This window comes from Bacteroides sp. 44_46 (assembly GCF_001915465.1).
GTDB lineage: Bacteria > Bacteroidota > Bacteroidia > Bacteroidales > Bacteroidaceae > Bacteroides > Bacteroides clarus.
Window position 1 is genome coordinate 211,442 of the sequence record NZ_MNQO01000018.1, and the last position, 19,248, is coordinate 230,689.

Consider the following 19,248-nt stretch of genomic DNA (forward strand, 5'->3'; position numbering starts at 1 on the left):
GGTTGTTTCTTTCCTTCTTTTGCTTTCTTTAATTAAATATTAATTACGTTGATTATTAGTGTATTATATTGTTTTGTGTTTAATAATATAATAATGTACACGTACCACTTTATATGTATATCGTTATTTATAGAGCTCTTATGTGATAATATAATTTATTTTATATTTTTCTTCTTTTTACTTTGATATTATTAAAAATACTATTATTTTTGGCAAACCAATATGTGAAATGTCTATTGTTTTGTTGGATTGAGTGCATTCGTAAGATGATCGACTTTTCTGTAGCGAATGGCTATGGAAGATGGTAAAACTACTGTTAGAATTATTATCTTATTGCGATATATATTTATTGTTAATCATTAATTTTATAGTTTTATGAAGAACAGACAATTATTTCAAACTGCTTCTCGGCGAACTTTTTTGTTAATCATGTTTTGCTGGATGCAACTGTATGGTATGGCGATTTTTGCCCAAACGAAAATTGTGACAGGCCAAGTTATAGATGTGACAAATTCGCCTTTGCCAGGTGTGAATATTCTTGTAAAGGGGACTACTATTGGATGTATTACTGATATTGATGGAAATTATTCAATTAGTGTACCAGATTTAGCGACAGACATTCTTGTATTTTCATATATCGGGTTTACTCAGAAAGAAGTAGCTTGCAAAGGACAGCCAAAAATAAATGTAACTTTGACTGAGGATCAACAACAGCTAGATGAAGTCGTGGTGGTTGGTTATGGTGTTCAGAAGAAATCTCATTTAACAGGTTCTATTTCAAAAATTAAAAATGAAAATCTGGGGCAATTACCCGTTTCTCGTGCAGACCAAGCGTTAGTTGGTAAATTGGCGGGTGTGCAAATTCAAAATATTTCAGCGCAATCGGGGGCTAGTCCTAAAATTCAGATACGTGGTATTGGATCTATCTCTGCAGATACGAATCCTCTGATCGTAGTAGATGGTTATCCTATCCCAGGAGATTTGTCAGATGTTGATATGAATGATGTAGAATCTATTGAGGTATTGAAAGATGCTGCATCAGCTGCTATTTATGGTTCAAGAGGTGCAAATGGTATTATTATTGTGACTACACGTAGTGGTAGCTCTGAAGGCTCTAAACCTACTATTCGCATAAATAGTTATGGTGGTGTTAAAGAGCGACTGTTGAAAGGAATACAACGTACACGTCCTGAAGACTGGAAGATAAAAGCAGAACAAATATATGCAGAAATGGGTAGACCGATCAGTGGAGCTCATGCGTCTATGGTAGATGATATGAAAAAAGTTTATGTTGCTTCTGATGTTTTGGGAACTCAAACTGACTGGGTAGAAGAAACAATAAAACTGGGATATATACAGAACCATCAGATTAGTGTTTCTGGCGGTTCAAAAAATGTGAACTACTACGCATCTGGTTCTTTTTTGGATGAGAAAGGAATTGTTATAACAGATCGTTATAAAAAGTTTAATTTAAATGCTAAGGTTGATGCTAAGATTAATGATAAATTAGAATTCGGCGTCAATGTGAATGCAGTTGTTGATTCCCAACGCGCTTATCGTTCAGGATCTCAATCAAATATTAATCAGGTATTTAGAGATGCTATGTACATCCCAGTAAGGCATACTGCTGAGACAATTGAATGGGCTCGTTTGTCTGATCCTACATTAAATATAGGTGACTATGCTCATGAATATCATTTTTCGAAAGTCCCTTATAATGGAGAATATATTAGTGTAAAAAATGCTGGTGGTAATAATGGTATTTCTACTACTTTAGAGCGTAATGATAGAACTGGTTATATTAAAGCCTTAGGAAATATCTACTTACAGTATCAACCTGTTAAAGGTTTGATTTTAAAAAGTTCTTTTGGTGGATATGCTTCTATGATGGACTATAAATTTTATCAGAGTAGTTTAGCTCATAATAATGGTAAAACGAGCGGACAATATAAAACTGCAAAAGTAATAGATTGGTTGAATGAAAATATTGCGACCTATACTCCTAATTTAGGAGAAAATCATTCTTTAAGTATATTGGCTGGTTATACAGTTCAAAAGACTACAGGCTATAATAGCAATATGACAGCTTCAGACTTTCCGACTGATAATATTCAAACCTTGAATGCTGGTATCATTAACTCGGGTAATACTACTGAGTATGAGGAACTGTTATTATCGGCACTAGGACGTGTCACATATTCTTATAAAGGTAAATACCTTGCTTCTGTAAGTTCACGTTGGGATGGAAGTTCTCGTTTCGGTATTAATAATAAATGGGGGTATTTCCCTTCAGTATCTTTAGGTTGGCGTATTTCTGAGGAATCATTCTTTACTCCGGTTAAGAAGATAATTGATGAATTAAAGATTAGAGCAAGTTTTGGTGCCAGTGGTAATAAAAATATTGGTAATTACCAAGCATTTGGTCTTCTTTCACAGTCCAATGCTGTAATCAATAATAAAGTAACTCCTGGATATACACAAATTTCCAGTGAAAATAAAGACTTGGGTTGGGAGAGAACTTATCAGTATAATGGTGGTTTTGATTTGGGTATGTTTAATAATCGTTTGAGAATTAATCTTGATGCTTACTATACGATAACGGATAAACTACTTTTGGAAAGAGAGATCTCTAGTATGACGGGACAAACAAACCAGTTGGTTAATATGGGTAAAATGAGTAATACCGGTTATGAAATTGAAATTACAACCCAGAATATTCAAACAAAGGATTTCTCTTGGTCTACAAGTTTAAATATTGCACAGAACTTTAATAAGGTTTTAAACTTAGGTGGTGTAGATAAGATTATAAGCAGTCCTAAAGGAGAAGAAAAACGTCCTACATATTTTGTAACTGAGGTCGGTAAACCTTTAGTTCAATTCTATGGCTTTGTTGTTGAAAAAGAGATTCCTAACGAAGGGCTTATCAGTCCTGTATGGCCGGTTGATGTGAAACCAGAATTGGTACATGTTAAAGACTTGGACGGCAATGGAAAAATAGACGATGATGATATGGTAGCACAGGGCTCTCCATATCCGAAAGTAACTTGGGGTATGACTAATGATTTAAAATGGAAAGATTTCGATTTAAATGTAGTGGTTCAAGGGTCACATGGTAATAAAGTATTTAATATTGATGAGCATTATGCTCAGAGTCAATGGAATGGGAAATTGTTGCCAGAGTACCAGAATTCCTATAATAATATCAAACATAAAGCTTCAGCCTGCTGGTTTGTAGAGGATGCTTCTTTTATTGCAATACGCAGTATCAATTTAGGATATACATTGCCTAAAAATATTATGAAGAACTGTTCATTACGTGTTTATGCGTCTATTTATAATCCATGCTATTTCTTGTTGGGTGATTATAAAGGGTATAATCCTGAAGGTATTAAGAGCTTTGATACTCCATTGATTGATGGTTATCAGAGTGGTGCAATGCCGTTGGCTCGTACTTATACGCTTGGCTTTAATTTTCAATTTTAATTACTAATGTTGACTGATATGAAAAAAATGAAATATATAATAGGTTTGGGTTTAAGCTTATTTTTGGCTTCCTGTACGGATGCATTGGATTTACAACCTAAATCAGATTTGACACAAACAAACTTCTTTAATAAGACAAGTGATGTTGAATTGGCTTTGGTTGGTTGTTATGACGGTCTCCAACAAATGTCTTTGAATCATGATTATGTATTGATGGAAATGCGTTCAGATCTTTCTTCTTCTTATTTGGCAGAAGGTGAGTTTGGATATATTGACACTTTTGTGAAAGATATTGTTGAGAGTGGTGATGTATATAATTATTGGAAAGCCTGTTTCAATGCTCTTTCCCGTACAAACTTAGTAATAGATAATTTGGGTATAGTAAATGATGAGGTGACTCGCAACCGAATAGAAGGTGAAGCACGCTTTATACGTGCATTAGTTTACTTTAATATGGTTCGTTTATGGGGGGATTTACCTATTATTACTCGTACGATAGATGCCAATGAAACAGATATGTTTCGCCGGAAGCCTCTTTCTGAGGTTTATTCTACTGTCATTATTCCCGATTTAGAGTTTGCTATAAATAATTTGCCTGACATGACTAAGGGCAAAGCAAATGCTATGGCAGCTAAAGCGTTGCTTGCTAAAGTATATCTTACTTTAGGTCGTCATTCCGATGCAAAGACTTTGCTTGCTACTTTGATTAATATGTCAGATCCTAGCAAGAGTACTGTTTCAGGAGTAGGATTAGCTTCAGACTATAGCTCTATATTCTCAGAAAGCACTAAATGGAATAGTGAGATATTATTTGCTGTTCAATTTAATTCTACTTCGGGTGAAGGACAAACATTTAGTTATGATTTTTCTGTATTTGGTGGTAATTCAGGTTTAAATACACCTACTACTCCATTCGCTGAGGAATGTGAAAGTGATGTTGTACGTAGCCAGACCAATTTAATGGAAGAAGATAAGGCGGGTATTTGGATTGTGTGTGGTAAATACTTGAAAAGGGGAACTAAGCCTTCACAAAAGGATAATGCTGCCGATGCTCCTATTTTACGTTATGCTGATGTACTTTTAATGTATGTTGAAGCGGTATTAGGTGCTCCCTCTGAACCTTATGCGAATGATATAACTAATGATGTGAATGCTTTAGCCGTTTATAATGCAGTGAGGGCACGTGCAGGGTATCTTCCCGTAACTTCGGTTTCTAGAAATGAATTACTTCAGGAACGTAAATTTGAGTTTGCGTTCGAAAACCAACGTTGGTTTGATTTACAGCGTGTAGTTGGAGTATCTGAAACGATTCGAATTATGGAAGCACACGGACAGGACTCTAGACTTTTACCAAAGCAGAAATTTACTAAGGTAGAAAGATTTCAAATGCTTTATCCTATTCCGGGACGTGAAATTCGTTTGTTAGGAAAAGAAATTTTATCTCAGAACGAGGGTTATAACTGATAAAAATGATGAAAAGAGGTTGTATATTTGTATGTTTGCAAATTTGTATCTGTTGGGGGCTCCTTTGGGGAGCCTCCACGGGTAATAATTTCCAGTTGTCTTTAGCTGAAGTTTTTGGTGAAGGAATGGTATTGCAGCAAGAAGATATAAATAATATTTGGGGAATAGGACGTCCTTTTGCTATAGTACAGGTCGAATTTCAAGATCAAAAAGTAAAGACAGAAGTTAAGCCTGACGGGCGCTGGATGTTGTCTTTGAAGAATCTGGCTGCTGGGGGGCCATATCGGTTAAAAGTAACTTCAGAAAATGAATCTGTTCTACTGTCTGAAGTGTATGTTGGAGAAGTGTGGTTAGCAACAGGACAATCAAATATGGAGCGTAAGCTGTTTATGAGTGAAAATGGAGAAGCTGTTGTTCGTTCAGCTAATAATCAGAATATTCATTTTCTAATAGTACCTCAAGTATATTATAAAGGGCATAATGTTAATAAAGAAATGAAATGGCAGACCGCAACAGCGCCACAAGTTGCGAATATGTCTGCCATCGGTTATTATTTTGCTTGTAAGCTTCAGAAAGAATTAAATGTTCCTATTGGTATCATTTGTTGTTATCGTGGTGGAACGCCTGCTGAAGCTTGGGTGAAAGAAGAGACGCTGGAAAGAGATGATAAATTACGTCCTATTTTGGATAATTATCGTAAAGTTGCTATTATGGATGATACCTTATATGAGAAAAAAATGGAGGAGTATAAGGTACTTTATAGGGTTTATAATGACTCAGTGACTATGGGATATAAAAACGTTGTTCGTCCTTTCGAACCAGTGGGCCCTAAACATCATAAACGCCCTTGTGGATTGTATCATACTATGTTGCAGCGTATTATTCCTTATACGGCTAAAGGTGTAATTTGGTATCAAGGCGAGGGTAATGCAGAGCGGGCGGAGCAGTATAGAGTACTTTTTCCAGCATTAATTAGACAATGGCGTACTGATTTTCATCAACCTGATTTACCATTTTATTTTGTTCAGTTGTCGAATTTTGATCATCCTTTTTGGCAAGATCGTCCAAATTGGGCTGAGTTACGTGATGCCCAGCTATTTACATGGAAAACAGTAAAGAATACTGCTATGGTAGTCAGTATTGATAAAGGGGAGAAAAACGATGTACACCCTATTTATAAGAAACCTATTGGTGAACGTTTAGCATCCTGTGCTTTGCATTTGCAATATGATAAAAAAGTACCATATTCAGGCCCGGTATATAAATCAATGCAAATAAAAGACAATAAAGCAGAAATTAGTTTTGATTTTGTTTATTCTGGTTTGACTGCTTTGGGCGGGGAATTGAAAGGTTTTTCTATTTGTGGGGCGGATTATAATTTTGTATCGGCAAGAGCGGAAATTAGGGATGGAAAAGTATTTGTCTGGTCTGATGTTGTAGAGCGTCCTATTGCGGTACGTTATGGTTGGTCTAATTGGACGGAAGCTAATCTTTTTAATAAAGAGGGTTTCCCAGCAACTCCTTTCCGTACAGATAATTTCTCATTAATGACAGAGGGTATTTATTATCCGATGAAAATTCGTTAACTAGTGAAACTTTAATATATAGCTTGTGATGCTTAAATCATTTATTAAACTTTGTTGGATTTTTCCTTTGTTGGCCGCATGTTCGCAAGGAAATCGGACTATTGACTTAAATTCTCTTCAAAGTACTTTGGAGAAAGCTGGTCCAGGTGATACGATTTATATTAAATCAGGTACATATACAAATATCCAGTTACAACTTGAGGGGTATGGTAAGGTAGAAGAGCCGATTGTTGTTATGGCTCAACAACCAGGCAGTGTTTTTATAGAAGGTGTATCTAATCTTCGTTTATGTGGAGAATACGTTGAAATAAACGGATTGCATTTTCGTAATGGTTACACTCCTAAAGGAGCTGTGATTGAGTTTCGTAATGGTGAAAAAGTTGCTAACAACTGCCGTATAACAGATTGTGTCATTGATTACTTCAATCCGATAGATCGTGGGGTATCTGGAAGCTGGATTCTTCTTTACGGACGAAATAACCGACTGGACCATAATTCTATTTTGGGTAAGCTTTATGCAGGAGTAACTTTGGCTGTTATTTTAAATGGTGAGGGAGACCGTAATAATAATCATAGAATTGATCATAATTATTTCGGTGAACGTCCGATATTGGGCTCAAATGGGGGCGAAACGATTCGTGTGGGAACCTCACATCATGCATTTTTTTCTTCGAATACTGTGATAGAAGACAATATGTTTCACCATTGTAATGGAGAAGTTGAAGTTGTTTCTATCAAATCAAGTGATAACATTATTCGTAATAATGTATTTTTAGAATGTCGTGGTATTTTGGCTTTACGTCATGGTAACCGTAATTTAGTTGAAGGAAATGCATTTATAGGAAATGGATTACCTTGTACAGGCGGAGTACGTATAGTCAATGAAGGGCATACTATTAAGGGAAATTTGTTCTATGGGCTGAAAGGTGATCGTTTTTTTGCGGCTCTTGGGTTGATGAATGCGGTTCCTAATTCTTTACCTAACCGTTATCATCATGTAAAGGATGTAACGTTAGAAGATAACCGCTTTATTAATTGTGATAATATCTTATTTTGTGTAGGAAAAGATAATGAACGTACATTACCACCCTCAAATATCTCTTTTATTCGTAATCAGTTCATTAGTAAGTCGGATAAAGCGCTTTATCAGTCTTTTGATGATATTTCTGGTTTTACTTTTATTGATAATGTGGTGAATTATCCCTATACCGTAACACAAAGAGGGTTTCAGAATAATACGACTTTATCAGATAGTATTGATTTAAAGCCATATATGGAGAAAAAAAACGGTGCAAGTTGGTATACTCTTTCTGAAAATCATGAATTGGTGCTTACCGGTAATGAAATCAGTGTGAAGGCAGGACAAAATACACTATTAGAGGCTTTGAATCAAGCACAGTCCGGTGATATTTTGAATCTCTCGGAAGAGGGTGTCTATTGGCTGGATAATACTTTGTTGATAGATAAATATATTCGTATTCAAGCAGATTCCCATTTATCTAAACGCCCCGTTTTATGCTTTAATGGTATGTCTGGTAAAGCATTTGTGACCATTGTCAATGGTGGAAACTTGGAAATACAAGGTCTTGCTTTCAATGGTGAAGGTGAGGCGGGGAAAGCTTTGTCCGAAGGTGGTATAACCGTGAAATCAGGTACTATTACTCCTTATTTACTTACTGTTGATAATTGCGAATTCTATAATTTCAATGAATCTGGCTTGGCGGCCATCCGTGGTGAAAAATCTACTTTCTCACCAATGGTGATTATCCGGAATTCTTTTTTTCATGACATGTCAGGGGAAGCAATTAATTTTGCTGGAGAGAAGGATGATAAAGGTAAGTACAATGTAGAAGAGTTACATGTTGATAATTGTATATTTTATCGGTTATTAGGTAGTGCTTTGAATATTTATCGAGGTGGAAATGATGAAAGCACCAGTGGACCATTGTTGACAGTTGACCATTGTACAATTGAAAATGTGGACAATAAAGAGCAAGGTTCTGCTATGCGTTTGATAGGAGTACAAAGTGCTACTGTGACTAATTGTTCTTTTGCCAACAGTGGAAAGGGAGGAGCCAGTATTCGTTTCAATGAGATGAGTTGGGATAAATTGTCAGTGTCTTATATTAATCTGTATAATTCCGGACGTATTGCTTCTTTCTGGGGTAAATTGGGGAGTAAGAATATTACAAACTATAGACCTGAATATGTAGATGCGAATACTGGTAATTTTTATCAGATTTCAACATCACCATTATCCAATAAAGCTTCTGACAAGAAAGATTTAGGAATCACACAATGATGTTAATTAGGTTTATTAGTTAGGTTAGGAGCGTGCGGGAAAGCACGCTCTTTCTCGTTATTTCACTTCACTCGGCCTCAGCCCGAACGATTTGCAACTTATTTCATCCACCTTCACTTCCCATATTTTCACATTGCGTACAGCCGGTTCGGCATAATTGCACGCATTGTCTGTATATTGTTTCATGAGCACATCGAGTATCCGGCGTTTCTCATCCATATCTTCTATGAAGCGTACTTTGCCTTTGCAGATAACGCTGCGGGATTTCATGCTGTAACTGCAAGCTATCTGTTTGTGCATATACACCAGCTCGTGCCCTTCACAAAAGTTAATGCAGACCTGCGGATGCCGTACCACCATTTCTATTTTACTTCCTTCGGGCCCCGAGTGCAGGTAGACGGTATCATTTTCCCAGGCAAAGTTCATGGGCACTACATACGGATTACCTTCTCCGTCGGTAATCCCGACCGTACAATAAGGGCATTTACGGATAATATCTTCTATTTGCGCGCGATCTGTAATAGTAATTGTCTTCATGTATGTGTATGTAAGCTTTTATAATAATCCTGTTTTATTCAATCAGGGCAAAGTCCAGTTGCTTTTTCTCGAGGTTGGCGCGTGCCACCTTGATGGTGATAGCGTCACCGAGGCTGTACGTGCGTTTCTTCCGTCGTCCGCGCAGGCAATAGTTCTTTTCATCGAATTCGTAGTAATCATCATCGAGGTCGCGGATAGGTATCATTCCCTCGCATTTATTCTCGTTCAGCTCAACGTACAGTCCCCATTCGGTAACGCCGGAAATAACACCGTCGTAAGTCTGTCCCAGACGTTCCGTCATATATTCCACTTGTTTGTACTTGATAGAGGCGCGTTCCGCATTGGCGGCTATCTGCTCCATGCCGCTGGAATGTTCGCAGAGCGCTTCGTATTTCTGCTCGGAAACGCTTCGTCCGCCTAAATCCAGGTACTTGGTCAGCAACCGGTGCACCATCATGTCCGGATAGCGGCGGATGGGAGAGGTGAAGTGGGTATAATAGTCGAATGCCAATCCATAGTGCCCGATGTTGTGCACGGAATAGCGTGCCTTTTGCATGGCGCGGATAGATACGGTTTCGATGAGATTCTCTTCTTTCTTCCCTTGAATATCATCCAGCAGGTGGTTGATGGATTTGGACACATCCGTTTTGGTTCCGCTGGTGCGCAGCTTATAGCCGAAGCGGGCGATGAACTGTGACAGGTTATCCAGCTTCTCCGGATCCGGCAGGTCGTGAATACGATAAGGGAATACTTTCGGCTTTTTGTTTTTGGGTACACGCCCTATCTTTTCGGCCACAGTGCGGTTGGCGAGTAGCATGAACTCCTCTACCAGCTTGTTGGCGTCTTTGGATTCTTTGAAATATACGCTGACGGGCTTGCCCTTCTCATCAATCTCGAATTTCACTTCATAGCGGTCGAAGTTGATGGCGCCGGCGGCAAACCGCTTTTCGCGCAATATCTTGGCAAGCGAATCCAGTTTGAGGATTTCCTCTTTAAAATCTCCCTCTTTGGTTTCGATAATCTTTTGCGCTTCCTCGTATGTGAAGCGGCGGTCGGACTTGATAACCGTATGTACGATGCGCGAGTTCTTTACTTCTCCCTTGTCCGTCATTTCGAAGATGGCGGAATAAGCCAGTTTCTCTTCATCGGGACGCAAGGAGCAGATGAAGTTGCACAGCCGTTCGGGCAGCATCGGAATGGTGCGGTCTACGAGATAAACGGATGTCGCCCGTTTCTCCGCTTCTTTATCGATGATGCCGCCTTCCGTTACATAATGTGTCACGTCGGCAATGTGCACGCCCACTTCCCACAGGTTGTCCTTCAGTTTGCGGACGGACAGGGCATCGTCAAAGTCTTTGGCGTCTTTGGGGTCTATGGTAAAGGTGGTTATATTGCGGAAATCTTCACGTTTGGCATACTCCTCCGCGGGAATTTCGGCGGGAATCTTGTCCGCGGCTTTTTCCACGGATGCGGGATAGACATACGGCAACCCGAATTCGGCCAGGATGGCGTGCATCTCGGTGGTGTTGTCTCCGGCTTTTCCCAGGATGTCAATGACCTGACCGATGGGGTTTTTAGCCTTGTCAGGCCATTCCACTACCTTGACGATGGCTTTGTCGCCTGTTTTTCCACCTTTCAGTTTCTCTTTGGGGATGAAGATGTCGTTGGCCAGCGTACGGTTTTCCGTGACAAGGAAAGCGTAGGACTTGGCAACTTCCAGCGTTCCTACGAAGGTATCGTTGGCGCGTTCCAGTATTTCGATGACTTCGCCTTCGGCTTCACGTCCGCGGCGTTTGGCATAAAAGGCGATGCGTACTTTGTCGCCTGCCATGGCGTGTGCCGAGTTGCGTTCGGCCACGAAAATGGGGTCACCGCCACCTTCGGGGATGAATGAGTTCTTTCCGTTGCTTTTGCGCTGGAAAGTACCGGTCATTTCCACGCCATGATTGTTCAGCTTGTATTTATGCTTGTCCACCTCGGTGATGTAATCGTCATCCGACAACTCGGACAGGATATCCATACACAGCATTTTCAGCGGATGCGTGGTGAGGTGCAGTTGTTCAAAAATGTATTTCAGGGACAGTACTTCGTCTTGTTTTATGTGGAAGAAGTCCAATAGCGTTTTGACGAGCTCTTTCTTCTTCATTCGCTTGCCGGCTTTTTTCTCTTTCTTTTCTTTCTTTGTCTTAGCCATAATTTGATGTCTTTTTATCTTTCTTGCAAAGTAAACAAATAAATGTATTCACTCGTTCACTCTGCCTTCAAAATCTTTCTGTCTTACTGAAATTTATAGGGGAACGACCGGTCATAATAGATTTATGTACTATATTTGCAGCGACTTAGAAGAAAGGGCATGGAAGTACGATCTGTGGATAAGGAAGAGGTTGCGAGGGAAAAAGGTATTTACCGCGTAACGATTGTGGGGAGTGTGGTGAACTTCCTGTTGCTTCTGTTTAAGTTCTTTGCGGGAATCGCGGGGCATAGCGCCGCCATGCTGGCAGATGCCGTACACTCGCTGTCGGACTTTGTTACGGACATCATTGTCATTGTCTTTGTGCGCATCTCTTCCAAGCCGGAAGATGAGGGGCACGATTACGGACATGGCAAATATGAGACTTTGGCAACCGCTATTATCGGTATTGTATTGCTTTTTGTCGGCTTTGGAATTTTCTGGAACGGCGCTTCATCTATCTATCGGTTTCTTCACGGCGGTTCTTTGCAGGAGCCGGGAATGCTGGCATTGATAGCGGCGTTGGTGTCCATCGCCTTTAAGGAGGCGCTCTACCGCTATACGGTGTTTCGGGGAAAGAAATTGAATTCCCGGGCAGTGGTGGCCAATGCGTGGCATCACCGGAGCGACGCTCTTTCTTCCATAGGCACAGCCATAGGTATCGGCGGAGCTATTCTTTTGGGAAATCACTGGCGGGTACTCGACCCGATAGCTGCGGTTGTCGTCAGTTTCTTCATTATGAAGGTAGCCGTAAAGCTATTGATTCCTTGTGTGGATGAGTTGTTGGAGAAATCGTTGCCTGCCGATGTGGAAAATGAAATACAGCGGATTATCCTTTCCTTCTCCGGAGTAAGTTCGCCGCATCATTTGCGTACCCGCCGCATAGGCAATCATTATGCGATAGAGGTGCACGTGCGCATGGACGGCAAAATAACACTGGAAGAAGCGCACCGTACGGCGACGGCCATTGAGAATACCTTGAAAGAACAGTTTGGCGAAGGTACTCATGTGGGTATCCATGTAGAGCCGGTGAAATAGCGGGAGCAGTAATTCGTAATCATCAAAATTTGTAATAAACAAAAGTGGAGTCGGTTTTAGTAACAGGAGCAAGCGGGTTTATCGGAAGTTTCATCGTGGAAGAAGCGTTGAGGCGGGGATTCGGCGTATGGGCAGGCGTTCGTTCGTCCAGCAGCCGGGAGTATTTGCAGGATAAGAAGATACATTTTCTTGAGCTCGACTTTGCGCATCCCAACGAATTGCGTGCGCAACTTTCCGGTCATAAAGGGACTTACAGCAAGTTCGATTATATTATCCATTGCGCCGGAGCCACCAAATGCGTGGACAAGAATGACTTCGAGCGTGTGAACTATCTGCAGACCAAATACTTTGTAGATACGTTGCGTGAGCTGAACATGATTCCCCGGCAGTTTATCTTTATCAGCACCTTGAGCGTATTCGGTCCGATACGCGAAAAGACATATACTCCGATAACGGGAGAAGACACCCCTATGCCCAATACGGCTTACGGTCTTAGCAAACTGAAAGCGGAGATTTATCTGCAAAGCATACCGGGCTTCCCTTACGTCATCTATCGTCCTACGGGTGTCTACGGTCCGCGCGAGAAGGATTATTTCCTGATGGCAAAGTCCATCCGGCAGCACACGGACTTCTCCGTAGGCTTCCGCCGTCAGGATTTGACGTTTGTCTACGTCAAGGATATTGTGCAGGCCGTTTTCTTGGGAATAGAGAAACAAATATCCTGCCGCGCCTATTTTCTGGCGGACGGCAAGGTGTATCAAAGCCGTGCCTTTTCCGACTTGATACGGAAAGAATTGGGGAATCCGTTTGTAATTCGTCTGAGATGTCCGTTAATTATATTGAAAGTTGTATCTTTGCTCGCCGAATATTGGGCGAAGCGCCGGAACACTACCAGTACGCTCAATTCGGACAAGTATAGAATAATGAAACAACGCAACTGGCAGTGCGACATTACTCCGGCCGTTAAGGAACTGGGTTACAGCCCCGGATACGATTTGGAACGGGGAGTAAAGGAGACCATTGCCTGGTATAAAGATAAAGGATGGCTTTAGACTTATTCAAGAGAGTAGAAACCCGTAAAGGGCTTTTTGCGGTAGAGAAGATCACACTGATATATAACCTGTTGACTTCCATTCTCATACTGTTTCTTTTCCAAGAAATGGATCATCCGGCGCAGATGCTTGCCGACCGCGCTATGATTGCGGGCATGACGTTTCTGCTGATGTATCTTTATCGGCTTGCCCCTTGCAAGTTTTCCGCCTTTATCCGTATAGCCATCCAGATGTCGCTGCTTTCTTACTGGTATCCCGATACATTTGAGTTTAACCGTATCTTTCCCAATCTGGACCATGTTTTCGCATCGGCCGAACAATGGATATTCGGGGGGCAGCCTGCCGTATGGTTTTCTTTGCGGTTCCCTCAGATGTGGGTCAGCGAGCCGTTCAACATGGGTTACTTCTTCTATTATCCGATGATTCTTCTGGTAGTGGTGTGGTACTTCCTCTACCGTTTTGAGCTTTTTGAGAAAGTATCGTTCGTGATAGTCACCGCTTTCTTTATCTACTACCTGTTTTATATTTTCGTACCGGTGGCAGGACCGCAATTCTATTTTCCCGCTATCGGCAACGATAATGTGGCGCAGGGAATATTCCCTTCCATCGGCGATTATTTCAATCATAATCAGGAATTACTGCCCGGGCCGGGATACGAGCATGGATTTTTCTACAATCTGGTGGAGAGTTCGCAACAAGTGGGAGAGCGTCCAACGGCGGCTTTCCCCAGTTCCCATGTCGGTATGTCCACTATTCTGATGATTATGGCATGGCGGGGCAGCAGATGCCTGTTTGCTTGCCTGCTTCCTTTCTATTTGTTGCTGTGCGGAGCTACGGTGTATATTCAGGCGCATTACCTGATTGATGCTATCGTCGGCTTTTTCTCTGCCATTGTTCTTTATGTGGCGGTAACGCGGATGTTCAAGCGGTGGTTTGCGCAGCCGATGTTCAGGTAAAAGAGGGATGAAAGTTCTCCGGTTCATGGTACGGAACGGTTTGTTTTGTTATGGGAAACAGTTTGTTTCACCGTACGGAACAGTTTGTTTCCATGCGTCAAAACAGTTTGTTTTCCATAGGGAAACAGTTTGTTACATGCGCGTTTGAACACATTACAGCCACGAATATAAGCTGAAATGAACGTACTAAATTGCGTTCTGACTGCTGCCGGTTTATGTAACGGACGACTGCCGGCTTGTCAGAGAAAACAAGCCGGCTCTTTGCGTCGCTTTACAGGGATAATATCGGATTATATCAACTTCTCTATCTCTTTAAAGATACGGTACAGCTCCTCTTTGGTCTCTGCCCGCAACATGGCGATGCGTGTATCCCGGAAGTTGGGAATACCTTTGAACAAAGGGCTGGCCGCCAGGTGACGGCGCACGTGCAGGATGCCCCGCCGTTCGTCCAACAGTTTTACGCTGTCTTCTACTTCCCGGCGGAGCACATTGAGCTTCCACTCCGTGCTGAGGGGCGGCATTTCTTCGCCCGTCTCCAGATAATGTTTCACTTCCTTGAATATCCAGGGACGGCCAAAGCTGGCACGGCCTATCATAATGGCATCCACTCCATAGCGGTCAAAGCACTCTTTGGCTCTTTGGGGAGTGGTGACATCGCCGTTGCCGATGACGGGAATATGCATACGGGGATTGTTCTTGACCTCACCGATCAGAGTCCAGTCCGCCTCGCCCGTATACATTTGGGCGCGGGTACGGCCGTGAATGGTAAGGGCGGCAATACCGCAGTCTTGCAGTTGCTCCGCCAAATCTACGATAATTTTGTTGCCGGCATCCCAGCCGAGACGGGTTTTTACGGTGACGGGAATCTTTACGGCATCTGCCACGGCACGGGTTATCTCCAGCATTTTGGGGATATTCTGCAACATTCCCGCTCCGGCTCCTTTGCCGGCTACACGTTTTACGGGGCAGCCGAAGTTGATGTCCAGTATGTCCGGACGCGCCTGTTCCACAATACGTGCCGCTTCTACCATTGTATCCGTATCTTTACCGTATATCTGTATGGCTACGGGGCGTTCTTCGTCACTGATGTTCAGTTTCTGCTCGGTCTTGCTGACGGAGCGTATCAGTGCGTCGCTCGACACGAACTCGGTGTATACCATATCCGCTCCGAAACCTTTGCACATCAGGCGGAAAGCCGGGTCGGTCACGTCCTCCATGGGGGCAAGCAATACGGGGTACTTGCCGAGGTCTATATCTTTAATCTTCATAATCTAACTGAATTTACCTGCAAAAGTACGGAAAAAAGCCTACCTTTGCGACAAAGTTTATAGTCTTAATTCTTAATTAATACTTATGCCCTCTATCAGTGATTTTGAAATTATGGCGCCGGTAGGCTCGCGCGAATCTCTGGCGGCCGCTATCCAGGCAGGTGCGGACTCTGTTTATTTCGGTATCGAGAATCTGAATATGCGTGCCCGTTCGGCGAATACGTTTACAATAGATGACCTGCGCGAGATAGCCCGTACCTGCGACGAGCACGGTATGAAAAGCTATCTTACGGTGAATACCATTATCTATGATAATGACATTCCTCTGATGCGTACCATTGTGGATGCGGCCAAAGCGGCGGGTATTTCGGCGGTGATTGCGGCCGATGTGGCGGTGATGAGCTATGCCCGGCAGATAGGTCAGGAAGTGCATTTGTCTACGCAGCTGAATATCTCAAATGTGGAGGCTTTGCGTTTCTATGCCCAGTTTGCCGATGTAGTGGTGCTGGCACGTGAGCTGAACCTGGAACAGGTGGCGGAAATCTACCGCCATATCTGCGAAGAGAATATCTGCGGTCCGGGCGGTGAACGGATACGTATCGAGATGTTCTGTCATGGCGCTTTGTGCATGGCGGTATCGGGCAAGTGCTACCTCTCGCTGCACGAGATGAACCATTCTGCCAACCGGGGAGCGTGCATGCAGGTGTGCCGCCGTTCCTATACGGTGCGCGACAAGGAGACGGATGTGGAACTGGATATTGACAACCAATATATTATGTCTCCTAAAGACCTGAAAACCATCCATTTCATGAACAAGATGCTGGATGCGGGCGTGCGTGTGTTTAAGATTGAGGGACGTGCCCGGGGGCCCGAGTATGTGCGCACCGTGGTGGAATGTTATAAAGAAGCTATTCGCTCTTATGTGGACGGTACGTTCACCGATGAGAAGATAGTAGTTTGGGATGAGCGTCTGAAAACCGTCTTTAACCGCGGCTTCTGGGATGGCTATTACTTGGGGCAACGCCTGGGCGAATGGACCCGGAATTATGGTTCCGCAGCTACCGAACGTAAGATTTATGTCGGCAAGGGTATCCGGTATTTCTCAAATATCGGTGTGGCGGAGTTCTTGGTGGAAGCTGCCGAAATCAGCGTTGGGGACAAGCTGCTGATAACGGGACCGACCACGGGAGCCGTCTTTACCACGTTGGAAGAAGCGCGTGTGGATTTGAAACCCGTACAGACCGTGAAGAAAGGACAGCACTTCTCGATGAAAGCGGATAAAATACGTCCCAGTGACAAACTCTACAAACTGGTTTCCGTGGAAGAGCTCAAGAGGTTTAAAGGCTTGGACATAGAGAATAAACGCGGTTGACCCCTAAACGGCGAATCGTAAATTATTAAATAGTAAATACCATAATGGACTATATTTATGAACTGAAGATGAAGGTACGCGACTATGAATGCGATCTTCAGGGTATTGTCAACAACGCCAACTATCAGCACTATCTGGAACATACGCGGCACGAGTTCTTGTCGAGTACGGGTGTCAGCTTTGCCGCACTTCACGAACAGGGAGTAGACCCGGTGGTGGCACGAATCAATATGGCATTCAAAACGCCGTTGAAGAGCGGTGACGAATTCGTGTCGAAACTGGCGATGAAGAAGGAAGGCATCAAGTATGTGTTCTATCAGGATATCTTCAGGGCAAGTGATAATAAGGTAGCCATTAAGGCGGTGGTTGAAACGGTATGTGTGGTGAACGGACGTTTAAGCGACAGCGAATTATTCGACAACGTCTTTGCCCCTTACCTCGACCATGAATAATGACGAACGTCTTTGCTGTATAGCTCTTACGCTTTGCCCCGGTATAGGACATATCGGGGCAAAGCGTTTAATGGACGGCATAGGCAGTGCCGTTGACGTTTTCGGGCGGCGTAAAGAGTTGCCGGAGCTCCTGCCCGGTGTGAATCCTTCCATCATTACGGCTCTTGATTGTCCTGCCGCTTTTCTTCGCGCCGAGCGCGAAATGGAATTTGTGGAAAAGAACCGCCTGACCTGCCTTACTTTGCAGGATGAGGCCTACCCTTCCCGCCTGCGGGAGTGTGAGGATGCTCCGATTGTCCTGTTCTTCAAGGGAAACGTTGATTTTAATCGTTTACATGTCATCAATATGGTAGGTACGCGTCGTGCAACGGAGTACGGCAAACAGTTTTGTGCGGACTTCGTACACGATTTGTCTGTACTTCTTCCCGATGTTCTGATAGTGAGCGGCCTTGCTTACGGCATTGATATTCATGCGCATCGTGCCGCACTTGCCGATAATATTTCCACTGTTGCCGTTCTGGCGCATGGCTTGGACCGTATTTACCCCTTTGTGCATCGTAAAACGGCTGTCGATATGCTGGCAAATGGCGGTTTGCTTACCGAGTTTCTCACAGAAACTAATCCGGGCAAGCATAACTTCGTCAGCCGTAACCGCATTGTGGCAGGTATGTGCGACGCGACGATTGTAGTGGAATCCGCCGCTAAAGGCGGTTCTTTGATTACAGCGGATTTAGCCGACGGTTACCATCGCGATTGCTTTGCCGTACCCGGACGGGTGACGGATGCCGCTTCCATCGGCTGTAACCGGTTGATACGGGATAATAAGGCGGCGCTTGTGCAAACTGCCGGGGAATTTGTAAAAACAATGGGGTGGGGCGGTACGGAGCCGTCATCCAAGGCGGAGGGTATTCAGCGCAATCTGTTTCCGGAATTGACGGACGAAGAGGGGACGATAGTGCGTATACTGGCTCGTCAAGGAGATTTGCATATCAATGCGCTTGTAGTAGAAGCGGATATACCTGTGAACCGTATGAGCGCGCTGCTTTTTGAACTGGAGATGAAAGGAGTGGTAAAGACGCTGGTCGGAGGGATGTATCACTTATTGGTATAAAAAAAGGAGTACCGCTGTACTCCAACCTTTGTTAACCTTAAATCTAATACTATGAAAAAAATCACATGACAAATGTATGGTTTCTTCATATATCTTCCAAACATTTACTCTTTTCCTGAATTTCTTTTAGTTTTCTTTTACGAATATTTACTGTTTTCGTACACGCTTGGACATCTTGACTTAAATAGAGTATATATACTGACTATATGATAACAATCCGATAGGCGGCGCCTGTTGCTTTTACCCTTCGTGGAATATTCCGAACGTTTGCCTGTATCGGGGGGTACATAAGTTGCAAAAAGTTTCCAATCGTTTCACAGAACCTTCCAGCGTGTTCAATGAACTGGCCTTTCTATATTTTCTTTAATTTTAATGCTTTACTTTTGGCTTTATACAA

The 19,248-nt window shown here is 42.8% G+C and carries 13 protein-coding genes; 10 read left to right on the forward strand and 3 right to left on the reverse strand.

What is annotated here, in order from left to right; translation table 11 throughout:
- Positions 1 to 375: 375 nt before the first annotated feature.
- Genes BHV73_RS10450 through BHV73_RS10465 form a run of 4 tightly spaced genes read left to right on the forward strand, consistent with a single transcriptional unit; the run spans position 376 to position 8,835 of the window.
- The gene (locus BHV73_RS10450) at positions 376 to 3,483 is read left to right on the forward strand and encodes a SusC/RagA family TonB-linked outer membrane protein (RefSeq protein WP_039950771.1); all 3,108 of its coding nucleotides are present in this window, start codon (positions 376 to 378) and stop codon (positions 3,481 to 3,483) included.
- A gap of 18 nt (positions 3,484 to 3,501) precedes the next feature.
- Positions 3,502 to 4,947 carry a RagB/SusD family nutrient uptake outer membrane protein gene (locus tag BHV73_RS10455; RefSeq protein WP_229116276.1) on the forward strand — a complete coding sequence of 482 codons (1,446 nt, stop codon included), beginning with the start codon at positions 3,502 to 3,504 and terminating at the stop codon, positions 4,945 to 4,947.
- A gap of 5 nt (positions 4,948 to 4,952) precedes the next feature.
- Positions 4,953 to 6,533 carry a sialate O-acetylesterase gene (locus BHV73_RS10460; protein WP_009122076.1) on the forward strand — a complete coding sequence of 527 codons (1,581 nt, stop codon included), beginning with the start codon at positions 4,953 to 4,955 and terminating at the stop codon, positions 6,531 to 6,533.
- Positions 6,534 to 6,561: 28 nt separating this feature from the next.
- The gene (locus BHV73_RS10465) at positions 6,562 to 8,835 is read left to right on the forward strand and encodes a chondroitinase-B domain-containing protein (RefSeq protein ID WP_009122077.1); all 2,274 of its coding nucleotides are present in this window, start codon (positions 6,562 to 6,564) and stop codon (positions 8,833 to 8,835) included.
- 57 nt (positions 8,836 to 8,892) lie between these two features.
- Here BHV73_RS10465 and BHV73_RS10470 read toward each other — a convergent pair whose 3' ends face one another.
- Together BHV73_RS10470 and rnr are read right to left on the reverse strand one after the other, a co-directional pair.
- Positions 8,893 to 9,372, reverse strand: a complete 480-nt coding sequence (locus BHV73_RS10470) for a pyridoxamine 5'-phosphate oxidase family protein (RefSeq protein ID WP_087412165.1) — start codon at positions 9,370 to 9,372, stop codon at positions 8,893 to 8,895.
- 34 nt (positions 9,373 to 9,406) lie between these two features.
- Positions 9,407 to 11,566: a ribonuclease R gene (gene rnr / locus BHV73_RS10475; protein ID WP_118045360.1), complete on the reverse strand. Its 2,160-nt coding sequence runs from the start codon at positions 11,564 to 11,566 to the stop codon at positions 9,407 to 9,409.
- Positions 11,567 to 11,725: 159 nt separating this feature from the next.
- Between rnr and BHV73_RS10480 the strand changes: the two genes are divergently transcribed.
- From BHV73_RS10480 to BHV73_RS10490, 3 genes are read left to right on the forward strand one after another with little or no spacing between them, the layout of a single operon-like run.
- Positions 11,726 to 12,640, forward strand: coding sequence for a cation diffusion facilitator family transporter (locus BHV73_RS10480; RefSeq protein ID WP_181993139.1), 915 nt, complete (start codon positions 11,726 to 11,728; stop codon positions 12,638 to 12,640).
- Positions 12,641 to 12,684: 44 nt separating this feature from the next.
- Positions 12,685 to 13,692 (forward strand): NAD-dependent epimerase/dehydratase family protein, encoded by a 1,008-nt coding sequence (locus BHV73_RS10485; RefSeq protein WP_022218671.1) that lies wholly within the window; start codon positions 12,685 to 12,687, stop codon positions 13,690 to 13,692.
- Positions 13,683 to 14,648 carry a phosphatase PAP2 family protein gene (locus BHV73_RS10490; RefSeq protein ID WP_118045358.1) on the forward strand — a complete coding sequence of 322 codons (966 nt, stop codon included), beginning with the start codon at positions 13,683 to 13,685 and terminating at the stop codon, positions 14,646 to 14,648. The genes BHV73_RS10485 and BHV73_RS10490 overlap by 10 nt, the downstream gene beginning before the upstream one ends.
- A 290-nt stretch (positions 14,649 to 14,938) precedes the next feature.
- On the opposite strand, the gene dusB is transcribed toward BHV73_RS10490, so the two are convergent.
- Positions 14,939 to 15,916, reverse strand: coding sequence for a tRNA dihydrouridine synthase DusB (dusB, locus tag BHV73_RS10495; protein ID WP_118045355.1), 978 nt, complete (start codon positions 15,914 to 15,916; stop codon positions 14,939 to 14,941).
- 85 nt (positions 15,917 to 16,001) lie between these two features.
- Between dusB and BHV73_RS10500 the strand changes: the two genes are divergently transcribed.
- The 3 genes from BHV73_RS10500 to dprA are packed head-to-tail and all read left to right on the forward strand — an operon-like array spanning position 16,002 to position 18,851.
- On the forward strand, positions 16,002 to 17,288 hold the full coding sequence (locus BHV73_RS10500) for a peptidase U32 family protein (RefSeq protein ID WP_118045352.1): 1,287 nt from the start codon (positions 16,002 to 16,004) through the stop codon (positions 17,286 to 17,288).
- 44 nt (positions 17,289 to 17,332) lie between these two features.
- Positions 17,333 to 17,740, forward strand: a complete 408-nt coding sequence (locus BHV73_RS10505; protein ID WP_009122085.1) for an acyl-CoA thioesterase — start codon at positions 17,333 to 17,335, stop codon at positions 17,738 to 17,740.
- Positions 17,733 to 18,851, forward strand: a complete 1,119-nt coding sequence (gene dprA, locus BHV73_RS10510; RefSeq protein WP_118045350.1) for a DNA-processing protein DprA — start codon at positions 17,733 to 17,735, stop codon at positions 18,849 to 18,851. The genes BHV73_RS10505 and dprA overlap by 8 nt, the downstream gene beginning before the upstream one ends.
- The last annotated feature ends 397 nt before the right edge of the window (positions 18,852 to 19,248 follow it).